The sequence below is a fragment of the Georgenia sp. G2120 genome (assembly GCF_055326485.1).
This window is the reverse complement of sequence record NZ_JBUZNL010000005.1, coordinates 41,411-61,798: the sequence shown is the minus strand read 5'-3', so window position 1 is coordinate 61,798 and position 20,388 is coordinate 41,411. Positions and strand designations below refer to the sequence as shown.

Genomic DNA, 20,388 nt, shown 5'->3' with positions numbered 1-20,388 from the left:
CAGACCCATGGCATTCAACGCACTCGCGAACATCGCCCTGCGCGCAATCCCCGGCGCCTTCATCCTCAACTCGGGGATCGGGAAGCTCGGGATGGACGAGCAGACCGCCGGGTACGTGCAGGCCGAGGCGGCGAAGGGGATCCCGCCGCTGGGGTCGATGGAGCCCGAGCAGTTCGGCAAGCTCCTCAGCTACGGGGAGATCGGCGTCGGTGGCGCGCTGCTCGCTCCGTTCGTCCCCAACCGGCTCGCCGGGCTCGCGCTCGCCGGCTTCTCGGCCGGCCTGCTCAGCATCTACTTCCGCGACCCGGAGAAGACGGTCGCCGACGGCGTGCGACCCTCCGGCGAGGGCACGTCGCTGGCGAAGGACTCCTGGATGATGGCGATCGCGATCGCGCTCATCGCCGGAGGCTCGCGCAAGCAGTCCTGACCGGCCTCGCGGGTGCGCCGCGTGCCTGCGTCCACTCCGCGGACGGGAGCAACCGGCACGTGGTGGGCCCGGCCGGGTTCGAACCGGCGACCTACGCGGTGTAAACGCGGCGCTCTGACCAGCTGAGCTACGGGCCCAGGCGAAGCCTAACCGCCCGGGCTCGGCGAACCCGCCGACCGGGCCGTGCCGGACATCCGCGCGTCATCGGCTCCCCGCGTCCTTCCCCGCCGCCGCGATCAGTTCCGAGAAGCTCGCCACCCGCTCCGCGCCGACGACGTCCTCCGGCAGGAGCGGCAGCTCGACGAACGGAAGGTGCGGCAGCGCCTCACGCACGGTGTCGAGGTGCAGCTCCTCCTGCGCGCGCCGCCGCGCGAGCAGTCCCGACGCGTCGCCCGGCGAACGCTTGTTGACCACCAGCCCACCGATGTGGACACCGGATCGCAGGAGCTGGCCGTAGAGCTCGATCGTCTCGAGGACGGGAAGTCGCTCTGCTGCCAGCACGATGACGAACGCGGTCCGGTCGGCGTCGGTGAGCAGGTCGCGCAACCGGGCGAACCGGGTGCGCCGCCGCAGCAGGATGCGCCGCACCTCATGGTCGCGCTCGGCCCGCCGATCACGCCGGGTACCCGTGCCGACGATGCTCTCGGACGCACCGTCGTCGTCGAAGCCGCGCAGGGCCGCACCGAACCGCGCGGACCGATCCTGCCTGCGCAGCAGTCCGTCGGTCCACGCGGTCATCATCTCGGGCAGTGCCATGAGCCGGGAGGTGTGACCGGAGGGCGCGGTGTCGAGGACGACGAGGTCGTGGTCGGTGTCCTCGAGCACCTCGGCGACGCGCTCGAGCACGGCGGCCTCGTGGGTGCCAGGGGCGTCGCGGGCAAGGGCCAGGTGCTTGTCGACCTCGCCGGAGAGGTGCTCCGGCATGAGGCGGCGCATCGTGTGTCCCACCGCCGTCAGGTGCTCGTCGGTCGTGCGGCCGGGATCGATCTCGAGCCCGTCGAGCCCGGGCGCGAGCTCCACGGTCCGGTCGCCCACCGGCACCTGCCAGAGGTGGCCGAGGTTGTGGGCCGGGTCGGTGGACACGACGAGGACACGACGGCCGGCACGCGCCTGTGCCAGTGCGACACCGGAGGCGACAACGGTCTTGCCGACGCCGCCCTTGCCGCCGACGAACAGCACGCGTCGCCCGGCGGCGAGCTCTAGCAGCACGAGAGGTGGTCCAGCGGTGAGCGATCCATGCCCATGCGGCGGTGCCAGTCGTGGAACCGTTCGTACATCACGGGCACCAGCTCGATCGTGTAGTAGCTCGCCGGGTTGGGCACGCCGAGCATCTCGCCCAGCACGATCATCATGAACAGGTCGTCCTCGTCGCGCTGCGCGCGGGCGAAGGTCCGGCGGTAGGGCGCCACGTAGAACTCGCGCAGGCCCGCTGCGAGCCGGGACCGCGCGGCGCCGCGTCCCGAGGAGGCGTCGGTCATCGGCCGGCGTCACTCCCCGCGGCGACCGACGGCTCGTCCTCGTCGACCTCGGCGGGACTCCGGCGGGCACTGCTCATCGCGAGCGTGGCCTCGAGGATCACCCAGAGCGCGGCGACGATGATGATGAGGTCGAGGACCAGCAGCAGCCAGTTGCCGGAGCTGTAGAACGTGCCCACCTGCACGATCGCGGCGTACAGCGACATGACGAACACGAAGACGAGCGGGATGAGGACAGGGAGGACCGGGCGCCGCTTGCGCAGCAGCATGACGGCGATGATGGACAGCGTGAGCCCGGCGAGCAGCTGGTTCGTCGTGCCGAACAGGGGCCAGATGACCATGCCACCGGTGCCGTCCGCGCCCGCGCCGAACGCGAGGCCCATGCCCACGGCGAGCACGACGACCGTCGCGATCGCCTTGCCGAGGCGGAGACCGGCGAGCTCGAGCGACTCCTGGACGACGAATCGCTGCAGCCGGATCCCGGTGTCCATGGTCGTGGCCGCGAACAGCACAGCCATGGTGGCGAGGATCGTCGCGCTGAGTCCCGACGGGATGCCCAGGCCGGCGTTCATGATGCCGCTGCCGCCCTCGACGAACGCGGCCACGCCGCCCTCGTTGAAGGCGGAGTAGACGGCCTCCCAGTCGGCGAGCGTCCGGTAGCCGGCGGTGGTGGCGATGATCGCACCGAGCGCGAGCAGGCCCTCCCCGACGGCACCGAAGTACCCGACGAACCGTCCGTCCGTCTCCTTGTCGAGCTGCTTGGCACTCGTGCCCGACGAGACGATCCCGTGGAAGCCGGAGATGGCACCGCACGCGATCGTGACGAAGAGCAGCGGGACGATGCTCGGGGTGCCGTCGGGGACGTCGTTGTTGAAGGCCGGGGCGACCAGCTCCGGCGAGGCGATGAGCACCGACGTGTAGAGGATGCCGAGGCCGATGAAGAGCTGCAGTCCGTTGATGTAGTCGCGCGGCTGGAGGAGCACCCACACCGGCAGGACCGAGGCCACACCGGCGTAGAGGAAGAGCACGACCACCCAGAAGGCCTCCGGCGAGAGGCCGAGGATGCTGTCGGGCAGGACGATCGGGAAGTTGTCACCGAGGATGATGAGCGAGTAGAGCGCGACGACGCCGATGATCGACACGACGACGAGGTTGAGCTTCCAGCGGTAGATCGCCTGGCCGACGACCAGCGCGACGAGGATCGCCCCCCAGACCGGGATGACCGCCGTCGGCGTGGCGACGAGCAGATCGGAGATGACGACGGCGAAGGCCGCGTTGACCATGAGCAGCAGCAGGAAGATGACGACGAGGAACAGGTTGCGGCCGCGGGCACCGATGTACCTGCCGGACAGCGTCCCGATCGACTGGCCCTTGTTCCGGACCGACGCCCAGAGCGCGCCGAGATCGTGCATGCCCGCGAAGAAGACGGTGCCGAGCGTGACCCAGAGGAAGGCCGGCAGCCAGCCCCAGATCACTGCGACCGCCGGGCCGACGATCGGCGCCGCGCCGGCGACCGAGGTGAAGTGGTGCCCCCACAGCACGAACTTGTTCGTCGGGACGAAGTCGACCCCGTCCTCCATCTCGTGCGCCGGCGTGACGAAGCTGCGCCGGAGCCGGTAGACACGGCTCCCCAGGAACCGGGAGTAGAGGACGTAGCCGGCCAGCACCATGGCGATGCCGATCACCGCAAGGATCACCGAGTTCACGAGTACTCCGATCGTCGCCGTCGACGTCGGGAGGCGGGACCCCCGCTCCCGTCATGCAGTCGGCACACCGTATCGGATCCGGTCCCGGGCGGCGCCGAACCGCACGGGCGCCGCGCGGCGCCGGGCCGTCCTGCGGTCGACCGGCCACGAGCCGCGCCACGCCGACGACGCCCGCCCACCGCGCGCCGGGCGTCGTCGTCGGGCGTTCGACCCCGTTACTTCCCGCGCGAGCGGGAGACGACCTGCGTGCCGGACCACTCGGCGCCGGCGGAGACGGCCGAGGTGGCGTTCATGCCGGCGATCTGCGCGGCCTCGGAGATGTCCGCCGGGCCCACGTGCTCGGGCGAGGTCGGCTTCGGGGTCAGCACCCAGATCGTGCCGCCGTCGTCGAGGTTGGCCTGGGCGTCGACGAGCATGTCGGTGAGGTCGCCCTCCTCCGCGTCTGATTTGCGCCACCAGATGATCGCGCCGTCGCACACGTCGGAGTGGTTCTCGTCGACGAGCTCGGTGCCCGTCTGCTTCTCGACGGCCTGCCTCAGCCCGTCGTCGGCGTCGTCGTCCCACCAGAACTCCTGGACGACCTGGCCGGGCGCGAACGCTCCGGCGACTGCCTCGTACGCACTGGCGTGCACAGCCCGACTGCTCCTCCCCGGGCTCGCGCCCGACCGATGCGCCCCCGGGGTCCCGGGGGCCGCGTCGACGAACCGGCTCGGCGACTCGTCACCCCGCACGGTATCGGGCATCTCACCTCCTCGGGTGCAGGCGAAGCGGTGGGCCGCGACTCACGGGGCGGCCTACGATGGTCGGGCCCATATGCAGGCGCCGGACGTTCTCGGCGCACACACCCGGGAAGTGAGATGACGTGACTGCCACTGATCACGGTCGGCCGCTGATCGACGGCCTGCTGAGCCAGGTACCGGACATCGACAAGGACGAGACCGCCGAATGGCTCGAGTCCCTGGACGGCCTCATCGACGACCGGGGCGGTCCGCGGGCCCGGTACATCCTGCTCAACCTGCTGCGTCACGCGCGGCGCCGGGACATCGCGGTCCCCGGCAACCTCACCACCCCGCACGTCAACACCATCGGCGTCGAGAACGAGCCCTACTTCCCCGGCGACGAGCAGGTCGAACGGACCTACCGCGGCTGGATCCGCTGGAACGCCGCCGTCATGGTGGCGCGGGCCCAGAAGCCGGACGTCGCCGTCGGCGGGCACCTGTCCTCCTACGCGTCGGTCGCCACCCTGTACGAGGTGGGCCTCAACCACTTCTTCCGCGGCAAGGACCACCCGGGCGGCGGTGACCAGATCTTCTGGCAGGGCCACGCCTCGCCGGGCAACTACGCCCGCGCCTACGTCGAGGGCCGCCTGTCCGAGGCCGACATGGACGGCTTCCGCCAGGAGTACAGCCACCGCGAGGACGGGCGGGGCCTGCCCAGCTACCCGCACCCGCACCAGATGCCGGACTTCTGGGAGTTCCCCACCGTGTCGATGGGCCTGGGCCCCTCGGGCGCGATCTACCAGGCGTGGTTCAACCGGTACCTCGCCGAGCGCGGCATCAAGGACACCTCCGACCAGCGCGTGTGGGCCTTCCTCGGCGACGGCGAGATGGACGAGCCCGAGTCGCGCGGCATGCTCCAGCTCGCCGCCCACCAGGGGCTCGACAACCTCACGTTCGTCGTCAACTGCAACCTGCAGCGCCTCGACGGGCCGGTCCGCGGCAACAGCCAGATCATCCGTGAGCTCGAGTCGTTCTTCCGCGGCGCGGGCTGGAACGTCATCAAGGTCGTGTGGGGCCGCGAGTGGGACGCGCTGCTGCAGGCGGACAAGGACCGCGCGCTCGTCAACCTCATGGACTCCACCAACGACGGCGACTACCAGACGTTCAAGGCCAACGACGGCGCCTACGTCCGCGAGCACTTCTTCGGCCGCGACCCGCGCACGAAGGCCCTCGTCAAGGACATGACGGACGACCAGATCTGGGCGCTCAAGCGCGGCGGGCACGACTACCGCAAGATCTTCGCCGCCTACACGGCCGCCACGAAGCACACCGGCCAGCCGACGGTCATCCTCGCGCACACCGTCAAGGGCTACGGCCTGGGCCCGCACTTCGCCGGGCGCAACGCGACGCACCAGATGAAGAAGATGCAGGTCGCGGACCTCAAGATGCTGCGCGACTCGATGCGGATCCCGATCAGCGACGAGCAGCTCGAGGACCCCTACGACGCGCCGTACTACCGGCCCGCCGACGACGACCCGACCCTGCAGTACATGCTCGAGCGCCGCCGCCAGCTCGGCGGCTACCTGCCCGAGCGGCGCGAGCCGAAGCCCTCCCTCGAGATGCCGGGCGACAAGCCGTTCGAGGTCCTCGCCAAGGGCTCGGGCAAGCAGGAGGTCGCCACGACGATGGCGTTCGTCCGCCTGCTCAAGGAGCTCATCAAGGACAAGGGCATGGGCCGGCACGTGGTGCCGATCATCCCGGACGAGGCCCGCACCTTCGGCCTGGACTCCATCTTCCCGACGGCGAAGATCTTCAACACCTCCGGCCAGAACTACACGCCGGTCGACGCCGAGCTCATGCTCTCCTACAAGGAGTCCGAGCAGGGGCAGATCATGCACACCGGCATCAACGAGGCCGGCTCGGCGTCGCTGCTGCAGGCCGTCGGAACCTCGCACGCCACCCACGGCGTGCCGATGATCCCCGTCTACATCTTCTACTCGATGTTCGGGTTCCAGCGCACCGGCGACCAGTTCTGGGCCGCCGGCGACCAGCTCGCGCGCGGGTTCGTCATCGGCGCCACCGCGGGCCGCACGACGCTCGCGGGCGAGGGCACCCAGCACATGGACGGCCACTCCCCCGTGCTGGCCTCGACCAACCCGGCGTTCGTCCACTACGACCCGGCGTACGGCTACGAGATCCGGCACATCGTCCGCGACGGCCTGCAGCGCATGTACGGCGAGGACGACCGCGACCCGAACGTGCTGTACTACCTCACGGTGTACAACGAGCCGCTGCAGCAGCCGGCCGAGCCCGAGGACGTCGACGTGGAGGGCATCCTCAAGGGGATCCACCGCATCTCGGCGGCCGAGGGCGACGGCCCGTGGGTGCAGCTGCTCGCCTCCGGCGTCGGTGTGCCGTGGGCCGAGCACGCCAAGGAGATCCTCGCGCAGGACTGGGGCGTGCGGGCCGGAGTCTGGTCCGTCACCAGCTGGTACGAGCTGCGCCGCGAGGCCCTCGAGGTCGAGAAGCACAACTTCCTCAACCCCGAGGACCAGCGCGTCCCGTACGTGACGACGAAGCTCGACGGCGCCGGTGGCCCGTTCATCGCGACGTCCGACTACGAGCACCAGGTGCAGGACTCGATCCGCCAGTGGGTGCCGGGCGACTACCACACGCTCGGCGCGGACGGCTTCGGCTACTCCGACACCCGCCCGGCGGCCCGCCGGCAGTTCCTCATCGACTCCCACTCGATGGTGGTCAAGGCGCTGCAGGCCCTCGTCAAGCAGGGCTCGATGGACGCCTCGGTCGTCCGCGAGGCGATCGACAAGTACGACCTGCTCAACCCGAAGGCCGGCCAGTCCGGCACCGCGGGCGGCGACGCCTGACCCAGATCCTTCGACGTGAAGGGGCGCTCGGCTTCGGCCGGGCGCCCCTTCGCCGTCGCGTCGTCGAGATTGCGGTTCGTCGTCGTCGAGATTGCGGTTGGTGCGCGCCCCAAGTTGGTCGAGAGTGCGGTTCAGCGCCACCCGCGTCATCGAAACTGCGGTTCGTGCACGCCGAGACTGCGGTTGGTGCACGCCGCGCGTCGGTCGAGAGTGCGGCTGAGGCGCGCCTCCTGGCACGGTCGCTCGAGAGCGCAGGCGGGGTTCGTCGTCGTCGGCCGGGTGAGGCAGCCTCAGATCTGGACGCCCGATTCCCAGACCCACCCCTGTCCGTCCCACCGCATCCCGATGGCGAGCATGGACGAGTAGGGCCTCACAGTCTCCACGAAGCCACCGACGCTGTCCACGATCGTCCGCTCGGGCTCGGTCAGCTCAAGGATGACGCCCCACTCCGAGTCGGTGTCCCCAGGTTCGGGCACGATGGAGTGCACCTCGGCCTCGAAGTCCTCGTCATAGGTTCCGCGGATCGACCAGGTCGTCCATGCGTCGATGCGGCCCGAGCAGTAGGTGCAGTCGGGGCCGGAGAGGGCGGCCAGCGTGTCGGGGACGAGCGTCTCGTACCCGTGCTCGAGGACCTCCATGAAGTACTCGGCGGCGGCGATCGCTCCCGCCTCGGAGTTTTCGTCGTACGCGGCGGGAGGCGTCGGGGCGGGGCGGCCACGGCGCTCGAGCTCCCAGGCCGTCCACTCGACCTCGTCGACGGACACGGAGGCGGGGTCGTCGGACCGGGGCTCGGAATCGGTGGGCGTGTCCTCGGTCGGGGGTGATTCGGTCGTCGGGGACTCGGTCGTGGGCGTGTCGGTCGTCGGCGTGTCCGTGGCCGGCGCCTCGGCGGTCGGGGGCGCCTCGACCCCCTCGACGGGTGGGACGACTTCTCCTCCCTCGCAGGCGGCGAGCGCGGCGGATCCGAGGAGCAGTACGGGGACGATGGCGAGCAGGCGTGGGGCGGGCGTGCGGGGGGACAGCGTGCGGGACATGGCGACCTCGTGGTGTGTGCATGCGGGTGCAGGGAGCGTCGACGGGTGCGACGGAGGTCGGTGCGGCCGGCGGGGGCGGGTCGCAACGGCGGACGAACGAGCGCGACGCCGAACGTCCCGGGCAGTCGTTGATCAGGAGGCTCGGCAGCACGCAATCAACCAGATGTCGCGCGTCCGCGGAAGGGGCAGTCGTGCCCACTCGGACCGCGACCGGACGAGACCTGCCCGACGACGACGATCCTCCGGCGCACCTGTCAGGGCTGCTCCGACCGCGCTTGTGGAGAACCGGTACGGCGCGTCGCCGTCATTCATACGCTGAACGCGCCGGCGACCCCCGACCGGTCCGGACGTCCCCCCGACGCCGAACGATCGAGGAGACCGACGTGACCGTCGAGCAGCACCCGTCTGTCCCAACCGCGCCACGGCCGTCCCGGCGACGGCGCCGTGCTGCCACGTCCGCAGTTGTGCCGGCGGTCGCGCTTCTGCTCGGTGCCTGCGGCGGTGCGCCGGGAGGCGACGACGATTCCGGGTCCGGTGTCGTGATGGGTGTCGACGCGTCGACGACAATCGGTGCCGAGGCAGACTCCATCGTGAGGTTCGAAGGGCAGACCGCCGCAGTCGAGGTCGGTCGGGAGTGGACACAACCGAAGGACACCCTCAGCCGCACCCAGCGGCAGGCCGCACAACTACGGCTTCCCGACGGTCACACGTCAGAGCTGGGTCCGAGCTTTGCTCGCGGGCCGGTCGACGAGGACGACGTTGGCCCCTACGTCTCGATCGAGATCGCGGAGGACTCGCCACTCATGCACGTGCCCGACGGACTCACTGTTGAGGGAGCCGACACAGACGAGTTGCTCGCCCTGGCCGACGGCGCCGTGGCTCACGCATCGCAGTTCGTCGTCGAGGAAGCGGTCGACTCCGAGGTGAGACGTAGTGATCGGCCTCGCGACCTGCGTGACTGGATCAGCCGGAACAGATGGCGCTTCTCCCCAGGATTCTCCGACCAGGTCGCAGACGGCCTCGAGGCCTACGGTCTGCTGCCGATCCACCATTACATTTCGCCGAGCATGGAGGGCATCGATCATCCGCATTTGATACCCGATCTCGACGAGGTTGTGGGCTTTCCTGACGAGCCCCGGGTCACCGACCTCAGGGTCGAAGTCACCGACGTGTCCGTCTATACGGAACCGGGATTCGAACCGACCTTCATGGTCGAGCACGAGATCACCTACGGGACCCCGCGGTGTGCGACGCCAACCTGCACCGCACTCGCCATCACGTCCTGGGCCGACACGCGCAGGACCCAGCTTCTACCGGACGGGGACACGTGGCACATCACGGGGTACAACACAGCAATCAACTGGTCAGTACAGGACGTAGCCGAGCAACCTGAGCTCGAACCATTCGCCTGGGTCAGCTGACCGGTCCGACCCACACCGGGCGTTCTCCTCGCGAGGAATTCCTGTCGCCCCTGACGGTTGACCCTGAGGGAGCGCGATCCGCGCCCGCCCGCCCGTCGACGAGGAGCACGACATCGCATGAGCACGCCACCGGCCGGGACGACCGTCCTCACCGCCGAGCTGCTCGGCATCCGCGGACGGCTCGGGACGCGCGCCACGCTCCTGCAGTTCTCGTCGAACTTCTGCGCTCCGTGCCGGTCGACGCGGGGCCTGCTCTCCTGGGTGGCCGACAGGGAGCCCGGCGTGCGGCACGTCGAGCTCGAGGTCACGCAGCACCTCGACCTCGGTGAGGCTCTCGGCGTCACGCAGACGCCGACGTTCTTCCTTCTCGGGCCCGACGGCGCCGTGCTTGCCCGTGAGGACGACGTTCCGCGGCTCGCAAAGGTACGCGACCTCCTCGAGCGGCTCGTTCCTGCGAGCACGTAGCGCGGGCAGCGGGCAGCGGGCAGCAGGCAGCAGGCAGCAGGCAGCAGGCCGACCCCACCGGCGGAACCGAGCGCGAGACACTGGAACGGCTGCCCGACTGCAGGGCGGCCGACCCCATCGCCAGAGGGACGGAGACCGGATTGAACGACGTCGTCGTGGGTGCGCTCGCCCTCGTCATCGGCCTGCTGCTGTGCTTCCGCGGGCGCGGAGCCATGCGGATCCTGCTTGCGCTGTGGGGTGCGCTGATCGGATTCGGGCTCGGCACGGTCGTGGTGGCCGAGATGTCCGGCGACGGGTACCTCGCGACCACAACGGCCTGGGTGGTCGCCGTCGTCCTCGCACTGGTCTTCTCCTGGCTCACGTTCGCCTTCTTCTCGATCGCCGTCGTCCTCGGGTTCGCCTCGATGGGATTCGTGGTCGGGCGGAGCGTCGCGGGCGCCCTGGGCGTCGACGAGCCGTGGATGGTCATGGCCGTGGGTGTGGCCGGCGGCATCGTCCTCGGGCTCATCGCCGTCGTCACCGACATGCCCGATCTTGTGCTCGTCGTCGTCAGCGCGCTCGCCGGCTCGAGCGCCGCGGTCGGCGGGCTCATGCTGCTGCTCGGCACGGTCGACCTCGACCGGTACGGCGACACCCAGTTCGCGGTCGTCGACGAACCGCTCTGGTACGTCGGTCAGCTGGCCCTGGCCGTTGTCGGCATCATCGTCCAGGTCCGCCGCACGCGTCGCGCGCGCTCGATGCGCCAGGCCTGGGGATAGGGCCGAGACACGTTGTGCGTGTGGCGTCATGTCGCCCTGGCATGACGACGCGGCTCGCCGCCGACGTCACCACCCCTCCGGGACGCAGCCCGGACCACCACCGTCGGCCGGCGCAGCCCCGGCCCCGGCCCCCGACCGAGCCGCGACTAGCTACGTAGACGTGAGCAAGAGGAACCGCTCGACCGCACTCTCGGCCGTCGCCCCGATCTGCGCAGGAGTCGGCCGGTCCTCCCCGAGGAGCACACGGATCTGGGTGTCCTGGACCGCGAGCCCGTACAGGAGCCGGAACGCGTCCGCCGGGTCGCTCACCCGGAGCACGCCCGCTGCGCCCAGCCGCGCGAGGTACGACTCGACGATCGGGCCGACCCGGTGGCGACCACCGGCGAGCAAGACCTCGGCCAACGACGACGACGCCATGGCTGCCCGGTTGAGCGCCACCGACTCCGCCCCCGTCAGGAGCGTGAGCTGCGCACGCACGTACCCGGTGAGCGTGGCACGAGCGGACGCAGGCGTGGGGGCGTCGTCCGCGGCGAGGACGTCGGACACGGCTGCCGCCGCAGCGTCGGCATTGGCCTCGACGACTCGGGCGAGCAGCTGCTCGACGCCGCCGAACCACGAGTAGATCGTCTCTTTCGACGCACCCGCACGCGTGGCGATCGCCTGGACCGTCAGTCGTTCGTAGCCGATTTCGACGAGGACCGCGCGTGCGGCGTCGAGGATCTCCACCTCGCGGCCCGCGCGGGCGGCGGCGGGTAGTCGGCCCACGCGTCGGTTCGTCGTCGTCGGCATGTTGACAACCGTACTACCCGGTTCCATTATTGGAACCGAACTCGTGCGTTCCGATCTTGGAGTCGACATGTCTGCTCAGGTCCCGTCCGACGCCCGTACCGACCACGTCTCCCTCATGTCCCACGACTCAGGTGCCGGGGCGGTGCCACCAGGTCGCATGCGCACCGCGATGATCTGCGCCGTCGCCGCGGTCGTCCTCGGCGCCGCGATCTTCGGATTCTTCTTCGCCTGGGTGTGCTCGACGATGTGGGGCCTCGACGCCGCAGATCCTCGCGTGGCGATCGCCGCGATGCAGGCGATGAACGACTCGGTCCAGAACGCGGTCTTCTTCCCGGCGTTCTTCCTCACCCCGGTGGTCATGGCGGCGGCCGCCCTCCTCGCGCGCCGATCCCGACGTCCGCGGGCCGCGGCGTACCTCCTCGCCGCCGGGCTCGTCTACCTGGCCGGCGGACTGCTCCTCACGATGCTGGTCAACGTGCCGATGAACGAGGAGCTGGCGGGGGTATCGGTCCCGCAGGACATCGCGGAGGCCGCGCGAGTCTGGTCGGACTACTCCGGCAGCTGGCAGTCGTGGAACGTCACGCGCACCGTGTTCAGCGGGATCGCCGTCGCACTGGCGACGATCGGCGTGCATGCACTCGGTCGCGGTCCGCGGGCAGCGTCGGGGGTCGCTGCCACGCAGTAGTTCCCGCGACCTCAGCAGCGGTCGTGGACCGCACACTCCGGCACGAGTCGGACCTGGCGTTCCCGCACCTCGAAGGCCTGCGTCCGGGTGGTGATCGGGATGGTCCCGTCAATCGCTTCCCAGTCGCCGCCACCCACTCGGAACTCCGCCTCCCACAGCGTCGTCAGCTCGACGTGAATGGACTCGTGCCCGTCGGGATACGGGTAGGAGACCGTGTGCTCGGGGTACGGGGCGCCCGGGTCCGAGGTGACGAACGGGTGCGATCCGTCCGTCGGGTCCCACTCGAACTCGAGAGGGCTGAACCGCACGTCCACCTGCTGGCCGAGGAGGTCGGCGCTCACCGTGTGCTCAGACGCGGTCGTCCACAGCAGGACCGGCATGTTCGCCAGCTGCCACCGGCCGTCCATCATCGCCTCCCCGGTGTTGACCAGCAGGCTCGCCGCCTCCGAGCGCGTGAGAGTGACCTCGACGGGGTCCGCGCCGGCCGGGACTTCCTGTGGGACTGCCGCCGGGCTGTTCGCCCCCAAGGGCAACCTGTACGGGCACGTGCTACCCGTTTCAGCCTCGATGATCACGCATTGCCCGAGGAACCGCCCTGTTTGCCCGACCTGCGTCTTTCCGTCACCTGTCCTCACATGTCGGCGCACAGCTTCTCGCAAGGGCCCACGGGCCGCGATACTGCCGACATCTTCTTCGATGTTCTGACCTCGCTCCGCCACCGGAGTAGACGACCGCAGCTGCTCAAGGGCAGCAAGATCGACTCCGTCATCGGAGGTACCTGCACTGATACCTCGATCATCGCCATCGACAGCACTTGCGGAGCCCACTCCCAACGTCAGCATGACCACCATTCCAACGAACCCAAGCCTCGTGGATTTCCTCATCACGACGCGGACTCTTCGGATCCTGGCGTGTATGCACCGGCTTGCAGCACCCATTTACCGTCGGTGTGGCTGAGAATGATGTGCATGGTGAATGATTCCGGTTCCACATGCTCGATCTCATCACCATTGAAATCTACGACCGAATAAGCCTCTTCTTCGCCTCGAAACTCGACGATCCAATCAGGGTGGTCCTCGGTCGGCGCACCAACCTGCGACTCATCAACCCGAATAACGTACTGGTCGACATAACTACCCTCGATAGCGTTTTGTATGCTCGAGTCCACGAGCGAGGAGCAGTATCCGCAGTCCGCACCAGAAACAGCTTCGAACGATTCAGAAACTCCCGTCTCGACCATGTGCTCGATGAGTTCCACGAAGTAGTGGGCCGCCGCGAGCGCACCGGCCTCGCCGTCGTCGTCCATCTCAGGTGGTGGCTCCGGCTCCGGACGCTCACGCCGCTCGAGCTCCCACTCGGTCCACTCGATGTCGTCGGTGCTCGCCTCGGCGCCGTCGGTCCCGGACTCACGTCCACTCGCGGACTCGGACGGGGTCTCGTCGTCGGACGCGGTCTCCCCCGACTCGGACTCGTCATCGGGCCCCACGTACACCGGTGGTCGCTGGGTCTCGCTCGCGTTGTCGTCGTCGCCGCCGCATCCGGTCAGCCCGAGCGCACCGACGAGCAGCAGCGCAGCGAACCGACACGGATGGCGCCCCCCTGGTCGCGTCATGTCGCCGAGGCTAGCGTCCGCCGTCACCGGTCGGGCGGCTACCGCTCCTCCTGTGCATAGCTCGGACTGTCCACCCCGGTCAGTACTCGCAGCCCCATCCGCGCGTCGCTCGCGGTTCCACTACGCCGAGCCATCGATGTGCTTGCACCGCACTCTCGACATCAGCAGGGCGAGCAACGGACGTGCCTACACCGCACTCTCGACCAGATGGTCGGTCGCGCGAGATCTCCCAACCGCAATCTCGACGTGCACCAACCGCAATCTCGACGAACGGGGTGCTACCGCTGAGTGCGGGCGTCGCCGAGCACCGACCGGAGCTCGGTCACCGCGGCCGCGCTCTCCTCGTCCTCGCGCGCGCCGATGAGCTCGAGGTACCGCTCGGCGTCCTCGTACCGCTCGGACTCGATGGCGGCCAGCACGATCTGCCGGCCCGCGGCGGGCACGTGCCGCTCGGCGTCCCAGTGGGCGGTCGCCAGGGCGTGCGCGTGCGTCGGGTGACCGGACTCCCGGAGCACCCACAGCGACTCGGCCAGCGCGAGCCCGGTCTCCTCGCGGGCGCACGCCGCACCGAGCCGACGGTTGGCGCCGTCGAGATCGTCCTCGACCGAGAGTCGCGCGAGCTCGATGAGCGGGTACCAGGCGTTCGGGCGACCGGCGAGCTCCTCGGCCAGCGCCCACACGGCGAGGTCGGCGGACCGCGGGTCGGACTGGGGGACGTCCGCGGTCAGCGGGTCGGCGGCCCGCGCCTGGGACCCGTGGCGGCGCACGATCTCGGCGAGCTCGTTGAAGGCGACGGTGTCGTTCGGGTCCTCCTCGAGCCGCGCGCGCAGCTCCTCCTCACGGGGGTCGGCGTCCTGGTCGGCGGCGTGCCGGTGGGATCCGTGGTCGGTCGTGGCGAGCAGGAGTGCAAGCAGGAGAGCAGGGCGGCGCACGAGGGACATGTCCGCCAGGATAGCGGCCGGGCCCGATCCCGCCCGCCGGGAGCCGGACCGCGCACGACGACGCGCAGCCGGTCTCGTCTCCCGGGACGCACGCGCGCGCATCCTCCCCCGACGACGACGGACCCGCGCTCCCGTCCGACACGCAGCCGCCGCTCCGGCCGCCCGGTGGCGCGGCGGTAGATTGGCCGAATGATTGCTGTGCTCGCCCCGGGACAGGGGGCCCAGACGCCGGGCATGCTCGCGCCCTGGCTCGACGACCCGGCCTCCGCCACCCTGCTCTCCGACCTCTCGGCCGCGGCCGACCTCGACCTCGCCGACCTCGGGACCAACGCGGACGCCGAGACCATCAAGGACACGGCCCTCGCGCAGCCGCTCATCGTCGCCTCGTCGATCCTCGCCTACCGCGCCCTCGAGGCCCGCTCCCCCGGCCTCGCCCCGTCGGTCGCCGCCGGCCACTCCGTCGGCGAGCTCGCCGCCCTCGCCGTCGCCGGGGTGCTGTCCGACGTCGACGCCGTCCGACTCGTCGCCGCCCGTGGCCGCGCGATGGCCGACGCCTCCGCCGTCACGCCGACGGGCATGTCCGCCGTCGTCGGCGGGGACGCCGCCGAGGTGACCGCGGCGATCGAGGCTGCCGACCTGACCGCCGCCAACGTCAACGGGGGTGGCCAGATCGTCGCCGCCGGCACGCACGAGCAGCTCGCCGCGTTCGCCGAGCAGCCCCCCGCCAAGGCACGGGTCGTGCCGCTCGCCGTCGCCGGCGCGTTCCACACCGAGCACATGCGGCCGGCGCTCGACGCCGTGGCCGCCGCCGCGTCCGGGCTGACCACGGCGGACCCGCGCACCGCCCTGCTGTCCAACCGGGACGGCGCCGAGGTCTCCGCCGGCACCGAGGCGCTCGCCCGCGTCGTCGCGCAGGTCGCCAACCCCGTCCGCTGGGACCTGTGCTGCGAGACGATCCTCGCGCACGGGGTGACAGCCGCTGTCGAGCTCGCCCCCGCCGGCGTGCTCACGCGCCTCGCCAAGCGCACGCTCCCGGGCGTGACCGTCCGCCCCCTGTCCACCCCGGACGACCTCGTGGCGGCCGCCGAGCTCGCCGAGTCGGACATCGAAGGAGCCTCATGAGCCGCCCAGTCCTCACCACCGCCGCCCCCAACGCCCACGCGCGGATCCTCGGCGTCGGCGGGTTCCGCGGCGAGAGAACGGTGCCGAACGACGACATCGTCGAGCCCATCAACTCCTCCGACGAGTGGATCCAGCAGCGCACGGGGATCGTCACCCGCCGGTACGCGAACGCCGGGACCACGGTGGTGGACATGGCGAGCGCCGCGGCCGAGGCAGCCCTCGCCGCCGCCGGGGTCGACGCGGCGCAGGTCGACGCCGTCATCGTCGGCACCGTCACCTGGTTCACCCAGACACCGTCGCTGGCCGGCATCGTCGCGGACCGCATCGGTGCCAACCCGGCGGCGAGCTTCGACATCTCCGCGGCCTGCGCCGGCTACGCCTACGGGATCGCCCAGGCGGACGCCCTCGTGCGCTCGGGGACGGCCGACCACGTGCTCGTCGTCGGCGTGGAGAAGATGAGCGAGTACATCGATCCCACGGACCGCTCCATCAGCTTCATCCTCGGCGACGGCGCGGGCGCCGCCCTCGTCGGCCCCTCCGAGACCCCCGGCATCGGCCCGACCGTGTGGGGCTCGGACGGCTCCAAGGCGGACGTCATCTCCCAGACCCACCCGTGGTCGACCTTCCGGTCGGACGACCCGGAGGCCGACCGGTCCTGGCCGACCCTCCGCCAGGAGGGCCCCACCGTCTTCAAGTGGGCGAGCTTCGAGATGACCAAGGTCGCCGCACGGGCGATCGAGGCTGCCGGACTCACCCCCGACCAGATCGACGTGTTCGTCCCGCACCAGGCGAACATGCGGATCATCGACCACATGGTGAAGTACTTGGGGCTGCGCGAGGATGTGGTGGTCGGCCGGGACATCGCTGACACCGGCAACACCTCGGCCGCCTCGATCCCCCTCGCCCTCGAGCGGCTCATCCGCGAGGGCCAGGCCTCGAGCGGGGACATCGCGCTCCAGATCGGCTTCGGCGCGGGCCTCGCCTACGCCGCGCAGGTGGTCGTCGTACCGTGACCCCCGCGCGGGGCCTGACACACTGACCCCCGTCCAGTTTCAACCACACCAGGAGAAGCACATGGCACACACGGAGGAGGAGGTCCTCACGGGCCTCGCCGAGATCGTCAACGAGGAGACCGGCCTGCCGGTCGAGGACGTCAAGCCGGAGGCGTCGTTCACCGACGACCTCGACGTCGACTCCCTGTCGATGATGACGATCGCGACCCTCGCCGAGGAGCGCTTCAGCGTCACCATCCCGGACGACGAGGTCGCGAACCTCAAGACCGTCCAGGACGCCGTGAAGTACATCGTCGGGGCCCAGGCCTGACACCCCGGTCGGGGGCTCCGAGCCGGTGCCCCCGACCAACCCGCCCGCGTCGGCACCACGCCGCCCGGGTCGAACCACCGCGCGGCAGCTGCGCGTACCCGAGGAGGAACCCGTGTCCGAGCAGTCCACCCAGCGCCGCCGGGTCGTCGTCACCGGCATGGGGACGACGAACCCCATCGGCGGGGACGTCGCCAGCACCTGGACGGCCGCGCTCGCCGGAACCTCCGGGATCGCGACGCTCGACAACGACTGGGCCGAGCAGTACGGGATCACCGTGGACTTCGCCGGCGAGGTCGCCGTCGACCCGGAGACCGTGCTCACCCGCCAGGAGGCCCGCCGCCTCGATCCGTCCGGGAAGCTCGCCGTCGTCGCCGCGCTCGAGGCCTGGGCGGATGCCGGAGAGCCCGAGGTCGTGCCCGAGCGCCTCGGCGCCGTCGTCTCGACGGGCATCGGCGGCATCCACACCCTGCTCGACGCCTGGGACACCGTCCGCGAGAAGGGCGCCCGCCGCGTCCTCCCGCTCACCGTGCCGATGCTCATGGCCAACTCGCCGGTCGCCAACATCTCCGTCCGGTTCGGTGCGCGCGCCGGCGCGCACGCACCCGTCTCCGCCTGCGCGTCGGGCGCCGAGGCGATCGCCCAGGGCGTCCAGATGATCCGCACCGGCGTCGCCGACGTGGTCGTCGCCGGCGGTACCGAGTCCGCGATCCACCCGGTCACCATGGCGTCGTTCGGCAAGATGCAGGCCCTCTCGAGGCGGTCCGACGACCCGCAGCGCGCCTCGCGCCCCTACGACGTCGACCGCGACGGCTTCGTCATGGGCGAGGGCGCCGGCATCGTCGTCCTCGAGTCTGCCGAGCACGCCGCCGCCCGCGGAGCCACCGTCCACGCCGAGGTCCTCGGCACCGGAATGACGGCCGACGCCTTCGACGTCGCTCCCCCCGACCCCTCCGGCCAGGGCCAGGAGCGTGCGATGCGCATCGCACTGGAGGACTCGGGGCTCGCCGCCTCCGACGTCGTCCACGTCAACGCCCATGCGACGTCGACGCCGGTCGGCGACACGATCGAGGCCGAGGCGATCCGCCGCCTGTTCGGTGAGCAGGTCACGGTCTCGGGGACGAAGTCGATGACCGGTCATCTGCTCGGCGGCGCGGGCGCGCTCGAGACGATCTTCGCCGTGCTGGCCGTCCGCGAGCGCACCGCTCCCCCGACGATCAACATCGAGAACCTCGACCCGGCCGTCCAGGTCGACGTCGTCCGCGACACCCCCCGCGAGCTGAGCGCCACCGGGCAGGTCGCCGCCCTCAACAACGCCTTCGGGTTCGGCGGGCACAACGCCGCGATCCTCGTCGGCAGCGTCTGACCGACGCCCTCGGACGTCCGTCCGTACGGACGAACCCCGCAACCCCGTGCACGACGGCGGGTGGGCCGGACTCGCTACCGGTCCACCCGCCGTCGTGACCTCGTCCCCGACTCCCGGGCGACTGCTCAGCCCTGGCGCGCCCCGGCGTCGAGGGCGTGCTCGATGCCGGTGACGTACCGGCCGCTGTCCGAGACGAGGTAGAGGATCGCCTCGGAGGTGTCGTCCGGCTCGAGCGCCGCCGTCGGCATGAGGTTCATCTGTCGCGCCGCCTCCTCGAAGTCCTCCCGCGTGGGGTTCTCGAGGTCCGGTCGGAACAGCTGGTAGGTCGGGTCGTTGAGGATCATCGGGCTCGCGAGCGTCGTCGGGTGGATCGTGTTGACGCGGATGCTCTGCGGAGCGAGCTCCTTCGCGAGGACCCGCATGAGCCCGACGACGCCGGACTTCGCCGCCGTGTAGTGCGCGATGTTGGCGTTCGTCTTCATGGAGGCGAGCGAGGACGTGATGACGATCGACCCGCCGTTGCCGCCGGCCACGATGTGCGGGGCCGCGGCGCGCACGGTCTTCCACACGCCGGTGAGGTTGACGTCGATCATCGTCTGCCACATCTCCTCGTCCATCTCGAGGGTGGGCGACATCGTGTTGATGCCCGCGTTCGCGAGGATGATGTCGAGCCGGCCGAGCTCGGCCACGCCCTCGTCGGCCACGGCGGTCAGCGCGGCGAGGTCCCGGACGTCCGCCTCGCGGGCGACGATGCGGCGGTCGAGCGCCTCGACCTGACGCACGGTCTCGGCGAGGTCCTCGGCGCGCGCCGTGTCCTAGGGGACGGTCGCGACCTGGTCGGACACGTCGACCGCGATGATGTCCGCGCCCTCCTGGGCGAGGCGGATCGCGTGGTTACGACCCTGCCCGCGTGCGGCTCCGGTGATGAAGGCGACCTTGCCCTCGAGACGGCCTGCCATGGCGTGCTCCCTTCGTCGGGTACCCCGGGCGCCGGTGCCCGGGGACGGTCCGACCAGGCTATGGCACCGAGTGCCGGAACAGAAGGGCGCCGTCGCCGGCCCTCGACGACGGGCCGGGAGGACCCGGAGGGCCGTCATCCCCCGACGAGGGAGGTCCCGCGACGAGGCGCCTCAGCCCACGCGGTGCAGCCAGCGCACGGGCGCCCCGGCGCCCGCGTAGCGGAAGGGCTCGAGCTCGTCGTCCCAGGCCTGACCGAGCGCGAGATCGAGCTCGTGCCGCATCCGGACGGGGTCGCCGGCGTGCTCGAGGGCCGCCCGCAGTCGGTTCTCCGGCACCACGACGTTGCCGTGCGCATCCGTCTGGGCGTGGAAGATCCCGAGCTCGGGCGTGTGCGACCAGCGGCCGCCGTCGGAGCCGGGTGCGGCTTCCTCGGTGATCTCGTAGCGCAGGTGCTGCCAGCCGCGCAGCGCGGAGGCGAGGCGGGCGCCGGTGCCGACGGGACCGACCCAGGAGCGCTCGGCGCGCAGCAGTCCGGGCGCGGCCGGCTGATCGGTCCACTCGAGCGAGAGCCGCGCGTCGAGGACCTGGCCGGCCGCCCACTCGACGTGGGGGCACAGCGCACGGGTCGCGGAGTGCACGAAGACAACGCCGCGGGTGTAGGCACCACTCATGTCGAGCCTCCTGGTTCGGTTGCGAGGGACGT

Annotated in this window: 20 protein-coding genes, 1 tRNA gene and 1 pseudogene; 10 read left to right on the top strand and 12 right to left on the bottom strand. The window is 70.7% G+C overall.

The window, feature by feature from the left end; genetic code table 11:
* Positions 1-7 precede the first annotated feature (7 nt).
* The gene (locus ACZLMO_RS07465) at positions 8-427 is read left to right on the top strand and encodes a hypothetical protein (RefSeq protein WP_425713248.1); all 420 of its coding nucleotides are present in this window, start codon (positions 8-10) and stop codon (positions 425-427) included.
* Between the two features lie 60 nt (positions 428-487).
* Here the strand turns inward: ACZLMO_RS07465 and ACZLMO_RS07460 are convergent.
* The 5 genes from ACZLMO_RS07460 to ACZLMO_RS07440 form a co-directional block, all read right to left on the bottom strand.
* Positions 488-564, bottom strand: a tRNA-Val gene (locus ACZLMO_RS07460).
* Positions 565-628: 64 nt separating this feature from the next.
* A complete protein-coding gene (locus tag ACZLMO_RS07455) occupies positions 629-1,636 on the bottom strand; it encodes an ArsA family ATPase (protein ID WP_425713247.1) in 1,008 nt (335 codons plus the stop codon).
* Positions 1,627-1,905, bottom strand: a complete 279-nt coding sequence (locus tag ACZLMO_RS07450) for a cory-CC-star protein (RefSeq protein WP_425713246.1) — start codon at positions 1,903-1,905, stop codon at positions 1,627-1,629. Before ACZLMO_RS07450 ends, ACZLMO_RS07455 begins: the two co-directional genes overlap by 10 nt.
* Positions 1,902-3,608 carry a carbon starvation CstA family protein gene (locus tag ACZLMO_RS07445; protein WP_425713245.1) on the bottom strand — a complete coding sequence of 569 codons (1,707 nt, stop codon included), beginning with the start codon at positions 3,606-3,608 and terminating at the stop codon, positions 1,902-1,904. Before ACZLMO_RS07445 ends, ACZLMO_RS07450 begins: the two co-directional genes overlap by 4 nt.
* Positions 3,609-3,823: 215 nt before the next feature.
* Complete coding sequence (locus tag ACZLMO_RS07440; protein WP_425713244.1) at positions 3,824-4,240, bottom strand: DUF3052 domain-containing protein; 417 nt, start codon at positions 4,238-4,240, stop codon at positions 3,824-3,826.
* A 230-nt stretch (positions 4,241-4,470) separates the two neighbouring features.
* Here ACZLMO_RS07440 and aceE point away from each other — a divergent pair, with 230 nt between their 5' ends.
* Positions 4,471-7,212 carry a pyruvate dehydrogenase (acetyl-transferring), homodimeric type gene (gene aceE / locus ACZLMO_RS07435; protein WP_463653349.1) on the top strand — a complete coding sequence of 914 codons (2,742 nt, stop codon included), beginning with the start codon at positions 4,471-4,473 and terminating at the stop codon, positions 7,210-7,212.
* Positions 7,213-7,502: 290 nt separating this feature from the next.
* Here the strand turns inward: aceE and ACZLMO_RS07430 are convergent, their stop codons facing one another.
* Entirely contained in the window at positions 7,503-8,246 is a 744-nt protein-coding gene (locus ACZLMO_RS07430; RefSeq protein ID WP_425713242.1) for a DUF6318 family protein, read from the bottom strand.
* Positions 8,247-8,629: 383 nt separating this feature from the next.
* Between ACZLMO_RS07430 and ACZLMO_RS07425 the strand changes: the two genes are divergently transcribed.
* From ACZLMO_RS07425 to ACZLMO_RS07415, 3 genes are all read left to right on the top strand, one after another.
* On the top strand, positions 8,630-9,667 hold the full coding sequence (locus ACZLMO_RS07425) for a hypothetical protein (RefSeq protein WP_463653348.1): 1,038 nt from the start codon (positions 8,630-8,632) through the stop codon (positions 9,665-9,667).
* A 117-nt stretch (positions 9,668-9,784) separates the two neighbouring features.
* Positions 9,785-10,132 carry a TlpA family protein disulfide reductase gene (locus ACZLMO_RS07420; RefSeq protein WP_425713240.1) on the top strand — a complete coding sequence of 116 codons (348 nt, stop codon included), beginning with the start codon at positions 9,785-9,787 and terminating at the stop codon, positions 10,130-10,132.
* A gap of 140 nt (positions 10,133-10,272) precedes the next feature.
* A complete protein-coding gene (locus tag ACZLMO_RS07415) occupies positions 10,273-10,890 on the top strand; it encodes a DUF4203 domain-containing protein (protein WP_463653347.1) in 618 nt (205 codons plus the stop codon).
* Between the two features lie 150 nt (positions 10,891-11,040).
* Here ACZLMO_RS07415 and ACZLMO_RS07410 read toward each other — a convergent pair whose 3' ends face one another.
* Positions 11,041-11,679 carry a TetR/AcrR family transcriptional regulator gene (locus tag ACZLMO_RS07410; protein WP_463653346.1) on the bottom strand — a complete coding sequence of 213 codons (639 nt, stop codon included), beginning with the start codon at positions 11,677-11,679 and terminating at the stop codon, positions 11,041-11,043.
* 67 nt (positions 11,680-11,746) lie between these two features.
* On the opposite strand from ACZLMO_RS07410, the gene ACZLMO_RS07405 reads away from it, so the two are divergent.
* The gene (locus ACZLMO_RS07405; protein WP_425713237.1) at positions 11,747-12,364 is read left to right on the top strand and encodes an anthrone oxygenase family protein; all 618 of its coding nucleotides are present in this window, start codon (positions 11,747-11,749) and stop codon (positions 12,362-12,364) included.
* 11 nt (positions 12,365-12,375) lie between these two features.
* On the opposite strand, the gene ACZLMO_RS07400 is transcribed toward ACZLMO_RS07405, so the two are convergent.
* The 3 genes from ACZLMO_RS07400 to ACZLMO_RS07390 all read right to left on the bottom strand — a co-directional run bounded on the left by ACZLMO_RS07400 (position 12,376) and on the right by ACZLMO_RS07390 (position 14,917).
* A complete protein-coding gene (locus tag ACZLMO_RS07400; RefSeq protein WP_463653345.1) occupies positions 12,376-13,248 on the bottom strand; it encodes a hypothetical protein in 873 nt (290 codons plus the stop codon).
* Complete coding sequence (locus ACZLMO_RS07395) at positions 13,248-13,976, bottom strand: DUF6318 family protein (protein WP_425713235.1); 729 nt, start codon at positions 13,974-13,976, stop codon at positions 13,248-13,250. Before ACZLMO_RS07395 ends, ACZLMO_RS07400 begins: the two co-directional genes overlap by 1 nt.
* 278 nt (positions 13,977-14,254) lie before the next feature.
* A complete protein-coding gene (locus ACZLMO_RS07390; RefSeq protein ID WP_463653344.1) occupies positions 14,255-14,917 on the bottom strand; it encodes a hypothetical protein in 663 nt (220 codons plus the stop codon).
* Positions 14,918-15,106: 189 nt separating this feature from the next.
* Between ACZLMO_RS07390 and ACZLMO_RS07385 the strand changes: the two genes are divergently transcribed.
* The 4 genes from ACZLMO_RS07385 (at position 15,107) to ACZLMO_RS07370 (ending at position 18,725) form a co-directional block, all read left to right on the top strand.
* On the top strand, positions 15,107-16,039 hold the full coding sequence (locus ACZLMO_RS07385; RefSeq protein WP_463653343.1) for an ACP S-malonyltransferase: 933 nt from the start codon (positions 15,107-15,109) through the stop codon (positions 16,037-16,039).
* On the top strand, positions 16,036-17,052 hold the full coding sequence (locus ACZLMO_RS07380) for a beta-ketoacyl-ACP synthase III (protein ID WP_463653342.1): 1,017 nt from the start codon (positions 16,036-16,038) through the stop codon (positions 17,050-17,052). The genes ACZLMO_RS07385 and ACZLMO_RS07380 overlap by 4 nt, the downstream gene beginning before the upstream one ends.
* 61 nt (positions 17,053-17,113) lie before the next feature.
* The gene (locus ACZLMO_RS07375) at positions 17,114-17,362 is read left to right on the top strand and encodes an acyl carrier protein (RefSeq protein WP_425713231.1); all 249 of its coding nucleotides are present in this window, start codon (positions 17,114-17,116) and stop codon (positions 17,360-17,362) included.
* 157 nt (positions 17,363-17,519) lie between these two features.
* Positions 17,520-18,725 carry a beta-ketoacyl-[acyl-carrier-protein] synthase family protein gene (locus tag ACZLMO_RS07370; RefSeq protein ID WP_463653452.1) on the top strand — a complete coding sequence of 402 codons (1,206 nt, stop codon included), beginning with the start codon at positions 17,520-17,522 and terminating at the stop codon, positions 18,723-18,725.
* A gap of 125 nt (positions 18,726-18,850) precedes the next feature.
* Here ACZLMO_RS07370 and ACZLMO_RS07365 read toward each other — a convergent pair.
* Together ACZLMO_RS07365 and ACZLMO_RS07360 are read right to left on the bottom strand one after the other, a co-directional pair.
* Positions 18,851-19,684, bottom strand: a pseudogene (locus ACZLMO_RS07365) (mycofactocin-coupled SDR family oxidoreductase).
* Between the two features lie 171 nt (positions 19,685-19,855).
* Positions 19,856-20,356: a DUF3145 domain-containing protein gene (locus ACZLMO_RS07360; protein ID WP_463653341.1), complete on the bottom strand. Its 501-nt coding sequence runs from the start codon at positions 20,354-20,356 to the stop codon at positions 19,856-19,858.
* Positions 20,357-20,388 lie beyond the last annotated feature (32 nt).

Bases quoted from the DNA above. Each gene is read 5' to 3' on its own strand.
- ACZLMO_RS07420 (WP_425713240.1), top strand. From the start codon at position 9,785: ATGAGCACGCCACCGGCCGGGACGACCGTCCTCACCGCCGAGCTGCTC.
- ACZLMO_RS07395 (WP_425713235.1), bottom strand. From the start codon at position 13,976: ATGACGCGACCAGGGGGGCGCCATCCGTGTCGGTTCGCTGCGCTGCTG.
- ACZLMO_RS07370 (WP_463653452.1), top strand. From the start codon at position 17,520: ATGGGGACGACGAACCCCATCGGCGGGGACGTCGCCAGCACCTGGACG.
- ACZLMO_RS07390 (WP_463653344.1), bottom strand. From the start codon at position 14,917: ATGTCCCTCGTGCGCCGCCCTGCTCTCCTGCTTGCACTCCTGCTCGCC.
- ACZLMO_RS07385 (WP_463653343.1), top strand. From the start codon at position 15,107: ATGATTGCTGTGCTCGCCCCGGGACAGGGGGCCCAGACGCCGGGCATG.
- ACZLMO_RS07400 (WP_463653345.1), bottom strand. From the start codon at position 13,248: ATGAGGAAATCCACGAGGCTTGGGTTCGTTGGAATGGTGGTCATGCTG.
- ACZLMO_RS07380 (WP_463653342.1), top strand. From the start codon at position 16,036: ATGAGCCGCCCAGTCCTCACCACCGCCGCCCCCAACGCCCACGCGCGG.
- ACZLMO_RS07450 (WP_425713246.1), bottom strand. From the start codon at position 1,905: ATGACCGACGCCTCCTCGGGACGCGGCGCCGCGCGGTCCCGGCTCGCA.
- ACZLMO_RS07375 (WP_425713231.1), top strand. From the start codon at position 17,114: ATGGCACACACGGAGGAGGAGGTCCTCACGGGCCTCGCCGAGATCGTC.
- ACZLMO_RS07430 (WP_425713242.1), bottom strand. From the start codon at position 8,246: ATGTCCCGCACGCTGTCCCCCCGCACGCCCGCCCCACGCCTGCTCGCC.
- ACZLMO_RS07360 (WP_463653341.1), bottom strand. From the start codon at position 20,356: ATGAGTGGTGCCTACACCCGCGGCGTTGTCTTCGTGCACTCCGCGACC.
- ACZLMO_RS07465 (WP_425713248.1), top strand. From the start codon at position 8: ATGGCATTCAACGCACTCGCGAACATCGCCCTGCGCGCAATCCCCGGC.
- ACZLMO_RS07410 (WP_463653346.1), bottom strand. From the start codon at position 11,679: ATGCCGACGACGACGAACCGACGCGTGGGCCGACTACCCGCCGCCGCC.
- ACZLMO_RS07405 (WP_425713237.1), top strand. From the start codon at position 11,747: ATGTCTGCTCAGGTCCCGTCCGACGCCCGTACCGACCACGTCTCCCTC.